Below are 15,952 nucleotides of genomic sequence, written 5' to 3'. Positions count from 1 at the left end.
CGCGAGGACGGCCCCCGCCCGGACCTCCTCCGGCCGCGGGGGCCGGGCCCGGCCCCGTACCCCGTCAGCGCTGTACGACCACCTCGCCGGCCACCACGACCGTCTCCGCCACCGTGCCGGGGATCTCCTCCGCGGGTACGCGCAGGATGTCGCGGGACAGGACGACGAAGTCGGCGAGCTTGCCGACGGTCAGCGAGCCGCGTTCGTGCTCCAGGAAGTTGGCGTACGCCGAGCCCATCGTGTAACCCTCGACCGCCGTCTCGACGTCGATCGTCTCCCCCGCCGTCCACGCCTCCCCGCCGCCGGGCGGCCGGCGGGTCACGGCGGCGTGGATGCCGACCATCGGGTCCATCTCGGCCACGTTCCAGTCGCTGGAGAGGGCGAGCACGGCACCCGCCTCGCTCAGACTGCGCAGCGGCCAGGCCTTGTGCCAGCGGTCGGGGCCGACGTTCTCGGCCCAGTCCTGGCCGGGGCCCGCGATGTCCGGGGCCGCGTGGCGGGGCTGCATGCAGGCCACCACGCCGAGCTCCGCGAAGCGGGGGGTGTCGGCCGGGTCGAGGCACTCGACGTGCACGACCTGGTGGCGCGCGTCGCGCGGCCCGTTGGCGGCGCGGGCCCGCTCCACGGAGTCCAGCACGGTCCGGATGCCCCGGTCCCCGGTGGCGTGCACGAAGCACTGGAAGCCGCGCGCGTCGAGCCGGGTGAGCAGCTCGGCGAACTCCTCGGGCGGGTAGAAGGTGTCGCCGCGGTGGTGGGAACAGCCCGCGTACGGTTCCAGGAGGGCGGCGGTACGGGGTTCCACGACGTCGTCGATGTACAGCTTCAGCGGTCCGACGCGCAGCCGGTCGTCGGCGAACTCGGCCGCCGCCGCCTCGAAGTCGTCGAGGTCCGCGTCGGTCGTGCCGCGCGGGTGGAAGAGTGCCGCGACGATCCGGGAGCGCAGCCGGCCCTCGGCGCGGGCGCGCTGGAAGAGGGCGAGGTCGTCGAGGGAGTTCTGGGGTTCGACGACGGTGGTGATGCCGAAGCCGATGGCGTCGTCGAGGCTCTGGGCGAGCCGGCCGTACTGCCGGTCCGGGGAGGCCCACGGGAGGCCGAGTTCGCGCAGGGCGCGGTGGCCTTCGCGGGAGAGTCCCTTGATGGCGAAGTCCTTGACGAATCCGGTGGGTTCGCCGGTCTCCGGGTCGGTGACGGCGCGCCCGAAGGGCAGCTCGGTGCGGTCGCGGTCGACCCCGAGCCGGCGGAGGGCGGCGGTGTTGAGCCAGGCGGTGTGGACGTCGTAGCTGAGGACGAGGGCGGGGGTGTCGCCGGTGGCGGGGTCCAGGTCGGCGGCGGTGGGCATCCGGCCGTCGGGGACGGCGGAGTAGTCGAAGGCCTCGGCCTCGATCCACTCGGCGTCGGGGTGCGCGGCGTGCCAGGCGCGGATGCGGTCGTGGATCGCGTCGAGCGTACGGGCTCCGGCGAGCTGGACGCAGGCGTCGTCCGAGCCGAGGCGGACGTGGTTGTGGGCGTCGACGAACCCGGGCAGGACGAGGCGTCCGCCGGCGTCGACGACCTTGGTGCCCGGCCCCGCCCAGGCGTCCGCCTCGGCGTCGGAGCCGATCCAGACGATCCGGCCCTCGCGGACGGCGAGTGCCTCGGCCTCCGGCAGCCCGGGGTCGACGGTGTGGATCCGGGCACCGGTGAGGAGCAGGTCGGCCGGGGCGGGGGACGAGGCGAGGGACGGGGCGGTGGTGCGGTTCATGCGCCGGCTGGCACCCGCCCGGCCTCATCGCCCTCCTCGCCGGCCTGCTCTTCTCGGCCCTGACCTGCGACTCCGAACTCTGGACCGGCCCCCTCGTCGCCCCCCTCGGCGGCGCGGACCTCACGCTGCTCGGCGCGGCGGTCTCGGCGCTCGTGTACGTGCTCCTGGCCCGGGGGCCGGGCAGAGGGGGGCAGGACCGGGCCGGGACTCAAGCCCGGACCGGGCGCGGCCGGACTCCAGGTCCGCGCCGGGCCCGGCCCGGACTCCAGGTCCGCGCCGGGCCCGGCCGAGGCGCGGCCGGGCTCCAGGCACCAGCCCGGCCGCGGCCTGGCGTCACGCCCTGATCGGCCTCACCGTCCCCCGGGCCAGGAGCACGTACACGAGCGCCGAGACCGCCGCGCCGAGCAGCGTGAGGTCCGCGCCGCCGAGGGGGGCGACGAGGGGGCCGGTCCAGAGTTCGGAGTCGCAGGTCAGGGCCGAGAAGAGCAGGCCGGCGAGGAGGGCGATGAGGCCGGGCGGGTGCCAGCCGGAGCGGTAGCCGTAGGCCCCGCCGGTGCTCGCGTGCAGTCCGGCGGAGTCGTACGTGCAGCGGCGGAGCACCATGTCGGCGAGGAAGACCCCGCCCCAGGGGGCGAACACGATGATCAGGAGGGAGAGGAAGGAGAGGAGCGAGGTGGTGAAGTCGGTGAGGAAGAGCGCCCCGAGGGAGCCGGCGGCGGTCACCGCGGCGCTGATCACGATGGCGCGGGCGCGGCTCCAGGGGATGCCGAGCACCTGGAGGTTCAGGCTCGACGAGTAGAGGGTGATGATCGAGTTGGTGACGGAGCCGCCGAGGACCAGGGCGAGGAAGAGCGGCTGGAACCAGCCGGGGAGCAGGCTCTCGGTGCCGGCGACCGCGTCGGTCATGTCGACCTGGGTGGCGGCGGCCACCCCGGCGACACCGAGGGCGACCGAGGAGATGAATCCGCCGAGGGCTCCGCTCCAGGTCAGCGCCTTGAGGGAGGTCGTGCGGGGGAGGTAGCGGGTGTAGTCGGCGGGCATGGGGAGGTAGGAGAAGGGGCCGGCGAGCATCACGACGAAGGCGAGGCTCCAGCCGGCGGCGCCGGGCGCTGCGGCCGGCGCGGAGGTGTCGGCGCCCGGCAGGAGGAGGAGCAGCAGGGCGGCGAAGCCGAGGGCGAGGACGTAGGCCATCCAGCGTTCGGCGAACTGGACGGTGGCGTGGCCCCAGAGCGCGACGGCGAAGGTCAGGGCGAGGGTGATGCCCAGGGCGAGGGCCCGGGCGGCGGAGCCGCCGCTCCAGCCGAGGTCGGAGAGGAAGGCTTCGAGGGCGAGGGTGCCCACCACCGTGTTCACGATGGTGTAGCCGATGCTCACGATCCAGTTGAGCAGTCCGGCCGGCCAGTTGCCGCGGCGGCCGAAGGCGGCGCGGGAGATGACGAGGGTGGCGGTGCCGGTGCGCACCCCGCTCAGGCCGGCGGCTCCGATGACGAGGAAGGCCAGGCCGCCGATGACGACGACGGCGGTGGCCTGCCAGAAGGAGAGCCCGAAGGCGACGGCGAGGGCGCCGTTGATGACGTAGGTGAAGGTGAGGTTCGAGCCGAACCATAGCCAGAAGACGTCCTTGGCGCCGCCGTGCCGTTCGGCGTCGGGGATGGGGTCGATCCCGTGCTCCTCGACCTGGAACACCGCGTCCCGGGCCGCCGGGGACACCTCGTCCCGGGCCGTCCCGGCCGCCTCGTCCCGGGCCGTGGCCCCCGCGGCGCCCGCGGTCCCGGGCGTCGTCTCGTGTCCGAGCACAGCGCACCTCCTGTCGTGAACGCTGCCTCGGTGTACCGCCGGGGCGCTGCCTCGACCACACCTTGAATGACGTTCTAATTTCTTGAATGACATTCAAGATGTGCGATGAGTTCCGGCCGCGTCAAGACCCCCGGCGGTTGCGATTAAGGTCGATCCCGCAGAGGCAGGGCGGATCCACGGAACGGGGACGATGGCGGTGGCAGGGGCGGCACGACGGCGGGACGGGCACGTCACCCAGGAACGGATGCTGGAGGAGGCCATGACGGCGATCGCCGAGGACGGCCTCTCCGCGCTCACGATGTCGGCGCTCGCGGAGCGGCTCGGCACCAGCGGCGGCCACATCCTGTACTACTTCGGCAGCAAGGACCTGCTGCTGCTCGCCGCCCTCCGGTGGAGCGAGGCGGCGCTGGCCGAGGAGCGCCGCGCGCTGCTGTCCCGACGGATCACGGCCGAGCGCAAGCTCGACCGGTTCCTGCCGCTGTATCTGCCGCGCGGGCCGCGCGATCCGCGCTGGACCCTGTGGATCGAGCTCTGGGCCCGCACCCCGGGCAACGGCGCGCTCGGCGAGGCGCAGGAGGAGCTGGACCGGGGCTGGCACGAGGATCTGGAGGCGCTGCTCGCGGCGGGTGTCGCCCGGCGGCGGTTCGCCCCGCTCGACACCGCGGCGCGCGCCTCCGAACTCCTGGCCCTGCTCGACGGGTTGAGCACCCGGGTGGTGCTCGGCCAGCAGTCCGGCCGCGATCCGCGGCCGGCCCTGGAGGTGGCCCGCTCGGCGGTGCGGGCCCTCGTCCCCCCGTATGCCGCGGGCACCGACTCGACGGACGGGCCCGCGGCATGACGACTCGTCAGCCCCGGTAGGCCTCGAGGAGGCGGAGCCACGCCTCGCTCAGCGTCGGGTACGACGGGACGGCGTGCCACAGCCGGGCGATCGGGACCTCGCCGACGACGGCGACCGTCGCCGAGTGGACCAGTTCTCCGATGCCGGGGCCGACGAAGGAGGCGCCGAGGATCACCTCCCGGTCGAGGTCGACGACCATCCGGGCGTGCCCCTGGTAGCCCTGGGCGTAGAGCCCGGCGCCGGCGACCTGGCGCATGTCGAGGTCCACGGCCCGGACCCGGTGGCCGGCCTGCTCGGCCTCGGCGAGCGAGAGGCCGACGGCGGCGGCCTCGGGGTCGCTGAACACCACCTGCGGCACCGCGGCGTGGTCGGCGGTGGCCGCGTACGGTCCCCAGCCCGACGCGTCGAGGGAGCCGTCGCCCTGGGCGCGGGCGGCGATCGAGGCGCCGGCGATCCGGGCCTGGTACTTGCCCTGGTGGGTCAGGAGCGCCCGGTGGTTGACGTCCCCGACCGCGTACAGCCAGTCGGTTCCGACGACCCGGAGGCTGTCGTCGACGTCGAGCCAGGAGCCCGGCTTCAGTCCGACCGTCTCCAGCCCGAGGTCCTCGGTGCGCGGGGCCCGCCCGGTCGCGAAGAGCACCTGGTCGCCCTCGACGCTGTCGCCGCCCTCCAGGACGACGGTGACCGGTCCCGTACTCCCGTCGCGCACGACCGCGCTGACCGAGACGCCGGTGCGGATCTCCGCGCCGCGCGCGGTCAGGGCCGCGGCGACGTGCTCCCCGACGAAGGGTTCCATCCGGGGCAGCAGCCCCTCGCCCCGTACGAGCATCGTGACCTGTGCTCCGAAGGCGTGCCAGGCGGTCGCCATCTCGACCCCCACGACTCCCCCGCCGACCACGATCAGCCGGCCGGGCACCTGGTCGGCGCTGGTCGCCTCGCGGCTGGTCCAGGGGTGCGCCCCGGGCAGTCCCGGAAGGTCGGGCAGGACGGCGCGGCTGCCGGTGCAGACGGCGACGGCGTGCCGGGCGGTGAGAACGTGCCGCTCGCCCTCGGGGGCCGCGACCTCGACGCGGCGCGGGCCGACGAGGCGGCCGTGGCCGCGGAAGATCCGGGCGTCGATCGAGTCGAGCCAGTCCACCTGTCCGTCGTCCGTCCAGTTCCCGACGACCTCGTCCCGGTGGGCGAGGATCTCCTGGACGTCGAGCGGACGGTCGGCCGAGGCGCGCAGGCCCGCCACCCTCCGGGCGTCGGAGCGGGCGATCACCGGGCGCAGCAGGGCCTTGCTCGGCATGCAGGCCCAGTAGGAGCACTCACCCCCGATCAGTTCGCTCTCGACGATCGCGGCGCTGAGGCCGGCGGCCCGCACCCGGTCGACGACGTTCTCCCCGACCGGGCCGGCCCCCAGGACCACCACGTCGTACTCGTGTTCGTGCTCGCTCTGCACCGTTCGTGTCATGGGGGACAGTCTGGCCCAACCGCGGCGCCGCGCACGGCTCGATACGCCGGGGCGGGGGGCGGGTTCCGGCTCAAGTGGAGACCCGGTCCTGGAGGGCGGACTGCCAGGCGGGCGCGGGGACGGCGGGTGCCCGCTCGGGGCGGCGGCCGCCCTGCGCGAAGAAGTCGACCAGCGGCAGCAGGGCCGCGCCGACGGTGACCGCCTCCGGGCCGAGGGTGCCGAGTCCGATGCCGGTCCGGCTGGCGGGGTAGTGGAGGGCGTAGGCCCGGGCGTAGCCGGAGACGGTCTCCAGGAAGCGGGGGCCGAGCTGGAGGCCGGCCCAGCCGCCGACGAGGATCCGTTCGGGCTGGAAGAGGTTGATGAGGTCGGCGAAGCCGGCGCCGAGGTACTCGGCGGTCTCGGCCAGGACGGCGAGCGCGGTCGCGTCGGGTTCCGTGTCCGGGTCGGCGGGGTAGGCCGCGGCGAGCATCGCGGTGAGCGCCGTCTCCTCGTCGGCGCCCGCGGGCGGCACCCCGCCCGCCTCCCGCCACCGTTCGAGCAGCGCCTCCGCTCCCGCGTACGCCTCCAGGCAGCCCTCCTCCCCCCGCACTTCCGCTTCGGCGCCGCCACCTCCGCCTTCCAGATCGAGGGGGCCACCGCCGAGGACGGCCGCTCCCCCTCCATCTGGGACACCTTCTGCCGCGTCCCGGGGGCCGTCGACAACGGCGACACCGGCGACACCGCCTGCGACCACTACCACCGGATGCCCGAGGACGTGGCCCTGCTCGCCGCCCTCGGCCTCGACACGTACCGCTTCTCCGTCTCCTGGTCGCGGGTCCAGCCGCGCGGACGGGGCCCGGCCAACCCGGCGGGGCTCGGCTTCTACGACCGGCTCACCGACGAACTCCTCGCCCGGGGCGTCACCCCCTGGCTCACCCTGTACCACTGGGACCTGCCCCAGGAGCTCCAGGACGCCGGCGGCTGGCCCGCCCGCGACACCGCCCGCCGGTTCGCCGACTACGCCGAGCTCGTCCACGACCGCCTCGGCGACCGCGTCACCCACTGGACCACCCTCAACGAACCGTTCTGCTCCGCCGTCCTCGGCCATGTCGAGGGCGTCCACGCCCCCGGCGGGCGCTCCTTCGCCGACGGCGTGCGCGCGGTGCACCATCTGCACCTCGCCCACGGACTCGCGGTCCGCCGGCTGCGCGCGGCCGCCCGCCGCCCCCTCGACCTGGCCGTCACCCATCTGCTCGGCACCAGCCGGCCCGCCACCGGGTCCGCGGCCGACCGCGAGGCCGCCCGCCGGGCCGACGCCCTCGGGTTCCGCTTCTACCTCGACCCGATCCTGCGCGGCCGGTACCCCCAGGACCTGATCGACGATCTGGCCGCCCGCGGCGTCGAGATCCCCGTCCGGGACGGCGACCTGGAGGTCATCTCCACCCCCATCGACACCCTCGGCGTCAACTACTACCGCTCGATGCGCACCTCGGGCACCGACGAGACCGGCGCCACCACCGACGCCCACGGCGTCCCCGTCACCCGGAACCTGCCGCACGGCGACCTGCCGGTCACCGGCCTCGGCTGGGAGGTGATGCCGCACGACTTCATCGAGCTGCTGCTGCGCGTCTCCCGGGACTACCCCGGCACGCCGATGGTGATCACCGAGAACGGCGCCGCGTACCAGGACGTCCCCGACGCCCACGGCTTCGTCGAGGACACCGACCGCACCGCCTACCTGGCCGCGCACCTCGCCGCCGTGGCGGAGGCCCGCACCCGCGGCGCCGACGTCCGCGGCTACTTCGCCTGGTCGCTCCTGGACAACTTCGAGTGGGCCTACGGCTACGACAAGCGCTTCGGACTGGTCCGCGTCGACTACGCCACCCAGACGCGGACGCCCAAGCGCAGCGCGCTGTGGCTGCGCGACACCGCCCGGCGGGTCCGGGGCGGCGGCGCGGACGGGCTCGATGGCCGGTAACCACCGGGAATGCGCGACCGCCGTGCGGGGTTAGGGTCGGAAGACGCCCCGTGTTCCCGGGCCGTCTCGGGAATCAGCCAGGATCCCCCCTTCACGCATGTCGGAGGAAGACAGCATGAGTACCGTTGAGCTCACCAAGGACAACTTCGACGAGGTCGTGAGCGGGAACGCGTTCGTCCTGATCGACTTCTGGGCCTCCTGGTGCGGTCCCTGCCGTCAGTTCGCCCCGGTGTACGACGCCGCCTCCGAGCGTCACGAGGACCTGGTCTTCGCGAAGGTGGACACCGAGGCGCAGCCGGAGCTGGCGGCGGCCTTCGAGATCCGCTCGATCCCGACCCTGATGATCGTCCGTGAGAACGTGGCGATCTTCGCCCAGCCCGGGGCCCTGCCGGAGGCAGCGCTGGAGGACGTCATCGGGCAGGCGCGGAAGCTGGACATGGACGAGGTCCGCAAGTCCGTGGAGGAGTCCAAGTCCCCGCAGCAGTGACCCGCCGCGAGGGGGTACGGGAGACGCTCCCGTACCCCCTCGCGTGCTGTCCGGGGGCGGTCGGCGCACCGGGACCGAGGCCCCGGGCGGCCGGCGCTCCCGGACGAGGGCGCCGGGACCGGGGGTCCGGGCGGGTCAGCGCTCCAGGACGAGGGCGAGGCCCTGTCCGACGCCGATGCAGAGGGCGGCGAGGCCGGTGCCCGAGCCCGCCGCGGCCAGCTGGTGGGCGACCGATCCGGCGAGGCGGGCGCCCGAGGCGCCCAGCGGGTGGCCGATGGCGACGGCGCCACCGCGCGGATTGACGATCTCGGGGTCCAGTTCCGGCCATTCCGCGAGGCAGCCGAGCGACTGGGCCGCGAAGGCCTCGTTGAGCTCGAAGGTCGACAGGTCTGCGAAGGAGCGACCGGCCTTCCCCAGGGCCCGCCGGACCGCCTCGACCGGGCCGAGGCCGAAGAGCTGCGGCTCGATGCCGGTGACGGCGGAGGTACGGATCCGGGCGAGCGGCTCCCGGCCGGTCGCGCGCAGTCCTTCCTCGTCGACGAGCAGCAGGGCGGCGGCGCCGTCGTTGAGCGGCGAGGAGTTGCCCGCGGTGACCGTGCCGCCGTCGGGGCGGAAGGAGGGCTTCAGCCGGGCGAGGGCCTCCATGGAGGTGGCGTCGCGGATGGACTCGTCGCGGGCGAGCTCCACGTCCGGGTAGGGGACGACCTCGTCGTCGTAGAGGCCCTTGGCCCAGGCCTCGGCCGCCTTGCGGTGGCTGGCGAGCGCGAAGGCGTCCTGCTGCTCGCGGGTGATGCCGTGCTTGTCGGCGATCAGCTCCGCGCCCTCGCCGAGGGGGACCGTCCACTCGGCGGGCATGCGCGGGTTCGTCATGCGCCAGCCGAGGGTCGTGGAGTGCAGCTGCTGGTGTCCGGCGGGGAAGGCCCGCTCGGGCTTCTGCAGCACCCAGGGGGCGCGGGACATCGACTCGACGCCGCCCGCGACGACCACCGAGGCGTCGCCGAGGGCGATGGCGCGGGCGGCCTGGATGACGGCTTCGAGGCCGGAGCCGCAGAGCCGGTTGACGGTGACGCCGGGCACGGAGACCGGCAGCCCGGCGAGCAGCACGGCCATCCGCGCGACGTCGCGGTTGTCCTCGCCCGCGCCGTTGGCGTCGCCGAAGTAGACGTCGTCGACGCGGGCCGGGTCGAGGTCGGGAGTGCGGTCCACGAGGGCCCGGACGACGTGGCCCGCGAGGTCGTCGGGGCGTACCGGGGCGAGCGCGCCCCCGAACTTCCCGATCGGGGTGCGGACGGCGTCGACGATGTAGACGTCGCGGATGCTCATCGGTTCTCTCCCACGTGGCCTTCGGAACGACTCTGTTCGTCTGGCGGCGGGTCTTCGGTCCCGGAGGGCGTCCGACCCGGCGCGCGCAGAGTCTCTGCCCGTCGGGCCGCCCTGTCAACGGGCCCCTGCGGGCGGGACGCCCCAGGTCAGTCGCGTCGCGCGGGCCGGACGAGGGCCGTGAGGCCGTAGTCGAGCTCGCGGCCGTCGACGAGCAGGGCCTCCACGGTGGGGGTGCCGGGGTCGATGTCGGCCCGGATGCCGTGGCCCTCGTAGATCGGGTACCCGGTCTCGCCGTGCTGTCCGGTGGCCTCCACGACGGCGGTGCGCACGGCGCTGTCGGCCACGGCCGCGCCGCCCCGGTCCTCGACGTGGGCCGGCACCAGCAGGATCTCGAAACGCTGCGGAACTGTGCTCATGGACCGACGCTAAGCGCTCGGCCGCCGGCGCGCCGGACGACCGCCGGGCGGCGTGTCCCGGGGCCGCCGGGCAAGTGTCGGTCCGGTGAGTGGTGGCCCGGCGGGTGGCGGTCCGGTCGTCGGACGGGCCGGATGCCGGGCCGGCCGGTCAGCTGGACTCGCGGCGGACGACCTCCGAGGCCAGCAGCGAGCGGGTGCGGGGCGGGACCTCGGGTTCCCGGACGGCCCGGTCGACGAGTTCGGCGAGTTCGCGTCCGAGCACCATGTCGATCCGTACGGTGCTGAGCCGGGGGCGGAGGAGCCGGCCGAGCAGCAGGTCGTCGGCGCCGACGACGGCGGTGTCCTCGGGGACGGCCACGCCGGCGTCTTGGAGCGCGCGCATCAGGAGCATGGCGTACTCGTCGTTGTAGGCGAAGACGGCGTCCAGGCCGAGGTCCCGCCAGCGTCCGGCGAGGGCGGCGGCGGACTCCTCGTCGTACCGCAGCGGGAGGGGTACGACGGTGGCGCCGGTGCCGCGGACCGCGCGGCGGGCGCCGTCGAGGCGGGGCCCGGAGAAGATGTCGAGGCCGGGCTCCTCGGGGAGGACGACGCCGATCGTGCGCCGGCCGGTCTCCACGAGGTGGGCGGTGGCGACCTCGCCGACCCGTCCCTGGTCCATGAGGAGGGCGTGGGTGCCGTCGACGTGCCGGGTGCCGAGGGTGATCACGGCGCGCGCCCCGGACCGCTTGAGGATCTCGACGCCCTGTCCGGTCAGCTGGACGGCGCCGAGGGAGACCACCGCCACCGGCCGGAGCTCGGCCCAGGCGCGGGCGGCCTCCTCGCCCTCCAGTCCGACGCTGCCGTACTGGACCACCGTGTAGTCGAGGCGTCGCAGGGCCCACTGGAAGTCGTTGAAGAACCGGCTGTAGAGCGGCCCGACCGGTACGTGGGAGGTCGGCAGGAGCACCATCCGGCTGTGGCCGGCGCGGAGGCTCCGGGCGGCCGCGTGCGGGACGTACCCGAGTTCCTCGGCCGCCTCCCGCACGCGGCGGCGGGTCGGCTCGCTGATGCGGACGGCCGAGGTGTTGTTCAGGACGTACGAGACGGTGGCCCGGGAGACGCCCGCGAGGCGGGCGACGTCGGCGCTGGTCGGGACCGTGCGCCCGAGGGGGCGTTCGGGGGTGTGTTCGGTTGGCTGACTCATCGCTTCGGCATCTTTCCAGAACAATCCGGCCCGAGGTCTGGCGGATGGCCGGAATCGAGTGCTACACAGTGCTCACACGTGTCAGTGACACGTGTAACTACCTCGTTCGATCCGCCTCTCGCCCCCGTCGGGCGATCTCCCCAGGAGGGCACCGTGGCCCTTTCCTCCCCCGGCTCCACCGCCTCCGGCACCGGCCCGTCCGCTCCCGGCCCGACCGCGGCGGACCGCCCGGCCCGTGGTCTGCTGACCCTGCTGCTCGCCGGGAACACCGCGATGTACGCCCTGTACATCGGCGTGCCCGGGCTGCTCCTCGCGCTCCAGATCGAGGAGATCGACCCGGCCGACAAGGTGGCCAACTTCGGCCTGGTCTCCGGCATATCCGCGATCTTCGCCACCGTCTTCAACCCGGTCGCGGGCGCCCTCTCGGACCGCTCGGGCCGCCGCAACCCGTGGATCCTCGCCGGCGGTCTGCTCGCGCTCCCGGTGATGCTGCTGCTCGGCAGCGTCCACACGATCCTGCTGGTGACCATCGTCTGGTGCCTCGGCCAGGCCGTCATGAACGTCTACCAGGCCGCCCTCACCTCCGTGGTGCCCGACCGGGTCCCGGTGGCCGCCCGCGGTAAGGCCTCGGCGGCCGTCGGGCTGGGCCTCCCCGTCGGCTCGACGATCGGCGCCCTGGTCGGGGCCGCTTTCTCCGAGGACTACCGCACCGGCTACCTGGTCTTCGGCGCGGTCCTCGCAGCCACCGCCGTGCTGTTCACCTCCTGCGCCCGGGAGCGGCGTCTGCCCGCGAAGGCGCCCGTGCCGGTGCGGGAGCAGCTCGCGGCCTTCGGCAGCGCGCTGGGGGACCACGACTTCCGGTGGGCGTTCATCGGACGTGCCCTGCTGGTCCTCGGCTACTTCGCGGTGGCGGGGTTCCAGCTGTACATCCTCAAGGACCACACCGAGCTGCCCGCCGGGTTGAGCGCCGAGGAGGCGGTGGCGGTCCTCCTGCCGCTCAACGCGCTCGCGATGGTGGTGTCCACCGTGCTCGGCGGCTGGCTGTCGGACCGCTACGACCGGCGCAAGCTCTTCGTGGGCGCCTCGGCCGCGCTGGCCGCGGTGGCGCTGCTCATCCCGGCGGTGTCGGCGAGCTGGACCGCGATGCTGGTCTTCTCCGCGGTCAACGGCCTGGGCTTCGGCTGCTACATGGCGGTCGACACCGCTCTGGTGACGATGGTGCTGCCGAGGGCCGAGGACGCCGCCCGGGACATGGGGGTCCTCAACGTCGCCAACGCGGGGCCGCAGATCGTCGCCCCGTTCGCGGCCTCGCTGGTCGTCTCGCTGAGTGGCGGGTACACGGCGCTGTTCCTGGTCGCCGCCGTACTGTCGGTACTCGGCGCGCTCGCCGTGCGCCCGATCCGCGGCGTGCGCTGAGACCCCGGCGTCCGCCCCCGTCACGTCAGAGAGGCCGCACCGTGCTCCTGCACACGACCACATGGGGTTCGGGCGACCGGATCGCCCTGCTCGTCCACGGCCTGATGGCCGACCACCGCACCTGGCGGCGGGTCGGACCGGCGCTCGCGGAGCGCGGCTACCGGGTGATCGCGGTGGACCTGCGGGGGCACGGCGCGAGCGGGCGGGCCGCCGGCCCGGAGGCGTACCGGCCGGCGGACCACGCCGACGACCTCGTCGCATCGCTGCCCTCCGGGGCGGAGTTGGCGATCGGCCACTCGCTCGGCGGGCTCGCGCTCGCCCGGGCGGTGGAGCGGCTCGCGCCGACCCGGGCCGTGTACTCCGACCCCGCCTGGCACCTGGCGGCCGGCCCCTGCGGCTACCGGGCCGAGAATTTCGTCCGGGGCAGTTCGATGACCCGGGAGCAGATCAAGGGGTTCAACCCGCGCTGGCCGGACGAGGACGTGGACACGGAGATGGCCTCGGTACGGGCGTGGGACGAGCGATCCGCCTACGGCCTCACGGAGTTCGTGGGCGCCGACATGTGGCCGGTCCGGGCGGAGGTGCCCTCCCTGGTGGCGCTGGCCGATCCGAGCTCGCTGGTCCGGCCGGAGCACGCCCGGATGCTGACGGAGCGCGGCTTCGCGGTCCGTACGGTGAAGGGGGCGGGCCACACGATCCACCGGGACGAGTTCGAGGGGTTCATGTCCGCGCTTGACGACTGGATCTGACGTACCGTTCAGGCATGGACGACGCGTCGATGGACTCCTCGATGGTGGGACTGCTCGGCCGGGTGACCGGCACCGTCGGGCCGGGTCTCGTCGGTGAGGTGATCGTCCGGATCCGGGGCGGTGCCGAGCACTTCCTCGCCCATCCGGCCACCCCGAAGGAGCGGATCGACGTGGGAACGGTGGTGACCGTCATGGAACATCTCCCTCCACGCACCGTCTATGTCACAGCCGCGTACGAGGGTTGAACGGACCGTTGAGCCGCGCCCGCCGTGGGCGCACACTCCCTTCACCGGATCCGCACCGGCTCCGGTGAAGGGGGACCATGTCCATGGGCATCGGCATTCTCGCGGCCGCCGTCGTCGGCGCCTTCGTCGTCCTGATCATCGTCTTCAAGATGATGTGGCGCGTCGCGGAACCCAACGAGGCTCTGATCATCTCCGGCTCCAACCACAAGAACGAGGCTCTCGGCGCGGGCATGGGGTTCCGCATCGTCACCGGGCGGGGCACGCTGGTGCTGCCGGGTGTGCAGGCGGTGCGCAAGCTCTCGCTCGATCTCAACGAGACCCAGTTGTCCGTCGAGTGCGTCACCCACCAGGGCATTCCGCTGAAGGTCCGCGGTGTGGTGATCTTCAAGGTCGGTGACGACTTCGTGTCGATCGCCAACGCCGCCCGCCGCTTCCTCGACCAGCAGAAGCTCATGAGCGAGCGGGTGCACATCGTCTTCGCCGGTCATCTCCGCGCCATCGTCGGCGGGTTGACGGTGGAGGACATGATCCGTGACCGGGAGAAGCTGACCGGGCAGGCGCGTTCGGCCTGTGGCACGGAGATGGAGAAGCTCGGTCTGATCGTCGACTCGCTGCAGATCCACGAGATCGAGGACCCGACCGGGTACATCAAGAACCTGGCCGCGCCGCACGCGGCCGCCGTCCAGCGGGACGCGCGGATCGCGCAGGCCGAGGCGAACCGCCGGGCCACCGAGGCCGAGCAGCAGGCCGCGGCGCGGATGTCGGAGGCGACCCGCGACAGCGAGATCCTCCAGGCGGGCTACCAGGCCGAGCGGGACCAGGCGTCCGCGACGGCCCGGCAGGCGGGTCCGCTGGCCGAGGCGGCCTCCCGCCAGGAGGTCGTCGTCCAGGAGACCCGGGTCGCCGAGCTGGAGGGCCACCGCAAGGAGCAGCAGCTCCAGGCGGAGGTCCGCAAGCCGGCCGACGCGCTGGCGTACGAGACCCGGACGCTGGCCGCGGCCGAGCGGGACGCCAGGATCTCGGCGGCCGAGGCCGAGGCGAAGGAGACGGAGCTGGCGAGCGCCGCCAAGGCGACGGCGACCCGGCTCACCGGTGAGGCGGAGGCGGCGGCGCAGCACGCCAGGGGGCTCGCGGTCGCCGAGGCGACCCGGGCGAAGGGTCTGGCGGAGGCCGAGGCGATCAAGGCCCGTGCGGCGGCGCTCGCGGAGAACCAGGAGGCCGTCGTCGCGCAGCAGCTGGCCGAGAAGTGGCCGGAGATCGTCTCGGCGGGCGCGTCGGCGTTCGGGAACGTGGACCAGATGGTGCTGCTCAACGGCGCCGACGGCATGGCGGACGTGTTCGCCAAGGCGCTGACCATGGGCGGGACCGGTCTGGGGCTGGCCCGGCAGTTGCTGGCCACGATGAACCCGGCCGCCCAGGAGCGGCTGGGCACGGGCGTGCCCCCGGCGCCGCGGGCGCCGGAGGCGAGTGTGGAGATCACGGTCGGCGACGGGGAGGAGGAGCGGCCGGGGCGGTGAGGGCCACGGGCCCGGTCCGGTGCCGAGCGGTACCGGACCGGGCCACGTGCCCCTGTCGGCTTCCCGCCCGGCTTCCCTGCCCGCTCGCTCGGCCCGTGCGCGTCAGTTGTGGCCGAACTTGCGTTCCTTGCGGTGCGAGGAGTGCTCCACCAGGGGCATCGACGTCTCGCTCCTGGGGACCGCCGAGGTCTGTTCCTTCGTGGTCGCCCCGGTGCGGGGCTCGTGGCCGCCGGTACGGGCTCCCCGGTTGGTCCGGGTCTGTTTCTTGCCCACGATCGTGCCTCCCGTGACGGGTGTCGGACGGTGGTCCGTATCCCTTCAGCCTGGCACGGGGGTGCGGGCGTCGCATGTCAGGCGGTGGCCGCCCCGATGACCCGGGTGAAGGCGGTCAGTGTGGGGGTGCCCGGGGCGCGGTCGAGGACGGCGAAGACGATCTCCTCGAAGTGTCCGGCGAAGCGGCCGTCCCCGGTGAGCAGGGCGGCGAAGGCGCCGGCGACCTGGCGGGGGTCGTTCTGGAAGACGCCGCAGCCCCAGGCGCCGAGTACGAGCCGCCGGTAGCCGTGCGCGGCGGCCGTCTCCAGGACCCGCTCGGCGCGGGACGCGAGGGCGGCGGGCAGCCGGTCGGCGAGGGCGGGGGTCCGGCGGCGCAGGACGCCGGCGTTGGGTGCGGGCGAGGTGAGGAAGCCGACGGTGACGGGCGCGTCGAGGAGGGCGCCGCGGTCGTCGCGGAAGACGGGTACCCGGGGCGAGTGGATGACCCGGTCGGTGTAGAGGACGTCCCTGTTCTCGCGGTGGTGGGCGTAGTAGGCGGGGGCGCGGAGCAGGGT

At 74.1% G+C, this 15,952-nt stretch carries 15 protein-coding genes and 1 pseudogene; 7 read left to right on the top strand and 9 right to left on the bottom strand.

Translation table 11 applies throughout. From position 1 onward, the window contains the following. Positions 1-64 precede the first annotated feature (64 nt). Both EAO70_RS04365 and EAO70_RS04355 read right to left on the bottom strand, forming a co-directional pair. Positions 65-1,741, bottom strand: a complete 1,677-nt coding sequence (locus tag EAO70_RS04365; protein WP_148001688.1) for an amidohydrolase — start codon at positions 1,739-1,741, stop codon at positions 65-67. A gap of 333 nt (positions 1,742-2,074) precedes the next feature. After that, on the bottom strand, positions 2,075-3,538 hold the full coding sequence (locus tag EAO70_RS04355; protein ID WP_261992657.1) for a purine-cytosine permease family protein: 1,464 nt from the start codon (positions 3,536-3,538) through the stop codon (positions 2,075-2,077). A 190-nt stretch (positions 3,539-3,728) separates the two neighbouring features. Between EAO70_RS04355 and EAO70_RS04350 the strand changes: the two genes are divergently transcribed. Then, positions 3,729-4,376 (top strand): TetR/AcrR family transcriptional regulator, encoded by a 648-nt coding sequence (locus EAO70_RS04350; protein ID WP_148001687.1) that lies wholly within the window; start codon positions 3,729-3,731, stop codon positions 4,374-4,376. 7 nt (positions 4,377-4,383) lie between these two features. Here the strand turns inward: EAO70_RS04350 and EAO70_RS04345 are convergent, their stop codons facing one another. Together EAO70_RS04345 and EAO70_RS04340 are read right to left on the bottom strand one after the other, a co-directional pair. Continuing rightward, positions 4,384-5,832, bottom strand: coding sequence for a dihydrolipoyl dehydrogenase family protein (locus EAO70_RS04345; RefSeq protein WP_187283717.1), 1,449 nt, complete (start codon positions 5,830-5,832; stop codon positions 4,384-4,386). A 70-nt stretch (positions 5,833-5,902) separates the two neighbouring features. Continuing rightward, positions 5,903-6,415: pseudogene (locus EAO70_RS04340) on the bottom strand (ROK family protein); the annotation flags it as partial. 39 nt (positions 6,416-6,454) lie between these two features. On the opposite strand from EAO70_RS04340, the gene EAO70_RS04335 reads away from it, so the two are divergent. Beyond that, positions 6,455-7,789, top strand: a complete 1,335-nt coding sequence (locus EAO70_RS04335; protein ID WP_261992660.1) for a GH1 family beta-glucosidase — start codon at positions 6,455-6,457, stop codon at positions 7,787-7,789. 115 nt (positions 7,790-7,904) lie between these two features. Then, positions 7,905-8,276 carry a thioredoxin gene (trxA, locus tag EAO70_RS04330; RefSeq protein ID WP_148001686.1) on the top strand — a complete coding sequence of 124 codons (372 nt, stop codon included), beginning with the start codon at positions 7,905-7,907 and terminating at the stop codon, positions 8,274-8,276. Between the two features lie 135 nt (positions 8,277-8,411). Here trxA and EAO70_RS04325 read toward each other — a convergent pair whose 3' ends face one another. The 3 genes from EAO70_RS04325 to EAO70_RS04315 form a co-directional block, all read right to left on the bottom strand. Next, entirely contained in the window at positions 8,412-9,599 is a 1,188-nt protein-coding gene (locus tag EAO70_RS04325; RefSeq protein ID WP_148001685.1) for a thiolase family protein, read from the bottom strand. A gap of 146 nt (positions 9,600-9,745) precedes the next feature. Continuing rightward, on the bottom strand, positions 9,746-10,015 hold the full coding sequence (locus EAO70_RS04320; RefSeq protein ID WP_148001684.1) for a hypothetical protein: 270 nt from the start codon (positions 10,013-10,015) through the stop codon (positions 9,746-9,748). Between the two features lie 148 nt (positions 10,016-10,163). Beyond that, the gene (locus tag EAO70_RS04315; protein WP_148001683.1) at positions 10,164-11,198 is read right to left on the bottom strand and encodes a LacI family DNA-binding transcriptional regulator; all 1,035 of its coding nucleotides are present in this window, start codon (positions 11,196-11,198) and stop codon (positions 10,164-10,166) included. Between the two features lie 153 nt (positions 11,199-11,351). On the opposite strand from EAO70_RS04315, the gene EAO70_RS04310 reads away from it, so the two are divergent. The 4 genes from EAO70_RS04310 to EAO70_RS04295 all read left to right on the top strand — a co-directional run bounded on the left by EAO70_RS04310 (position 11,352) and on the right by EAO70_RS04295 (position 15,125). Then, on the top strand, positions 11,352-12,614 hold the full coding sequence (locus tag EAO70_RS04310; RefSeq protein ID WP_148001682.1) for an MFS transporter: 1,263 nt from the start codon (positions 11,352-11,354) through the stop codon (positions 12,612-12,614). A 41-nt stretch (positions 12,615-12,655) separates the two neighbouring features. Beyond that, positions 12,656-13,363, top strand: coding sequence for an alpha/beta fold hydrolase (locus tag EAO70_RS04305; RefSeq protein WP_148001681.1), 708 nt, complete (start codon positions 12,656-12,658; stop codon positions 13,361-13,363). Between the two features lie 14 nt (positions 13,364-13,377). Then, a complete protein-coding gene (locus tag EAO70_RS04300) occupies positions 13,378-13,608 on the top strand; it encodes a hypothetical protein (protein WP_148001680.1) in 231 nt (76 codons plus the stop codon). An 83-nt stretch (positions 13,609-13,691) separates the two neighbouring features. Next, positions 13,692-15,125, top strand: a complete 1,434-nt coding sequence (locus EAO70_RS04295) for a flotillin family protein (RefSeq protein WP_148001679.1) — start codon at positions 13,692-13,694, stop codon at positions 15,123-15,125. Between the two features lie 102 nt (positions 15,126-15,227). Here the strand turns inward: EAO70_RS04295 and EAO70_RS37585 are convergent, their stop codons facing one another. Together EAO70_RS37585 and EAO70_RS38830 are read right to left on the bottom strand one after the other, a co-directional pair. Beyond that, positions 15,228-15,398, bottom strand: coding sequence for a hypothetical protein (locus tag EAO70_RS37585; protein ID WP_187283716.1), 171 nt, complete (start codon positions 15,396-15,398; stop codon positions 15,228-15,230). Between the two features lie 77 nt (positions 15,399-15,475). Then, a partial coding sequence (locus EAO70_RS38830) for a TIGR02452 family protein (protein ID WP_261992656.1) occupies positions 15,476-15,952 on the bottom strand: 477 nt, incomplete at its 5' end.

Source organism: Streptomyces sp. adm13(2018) (genome assembly GCF_008042145.1).
Taxonomy (GTDB): Bacteria; Actinomycetota; Actinomycetes; order Streptomycetales; family Streptomycetaceae; genus Streptomyces.
Note: the sequence above shows the minus strand (reverse complement) of the source record. Positions and strands in the feature narration are given on the sequence as shown.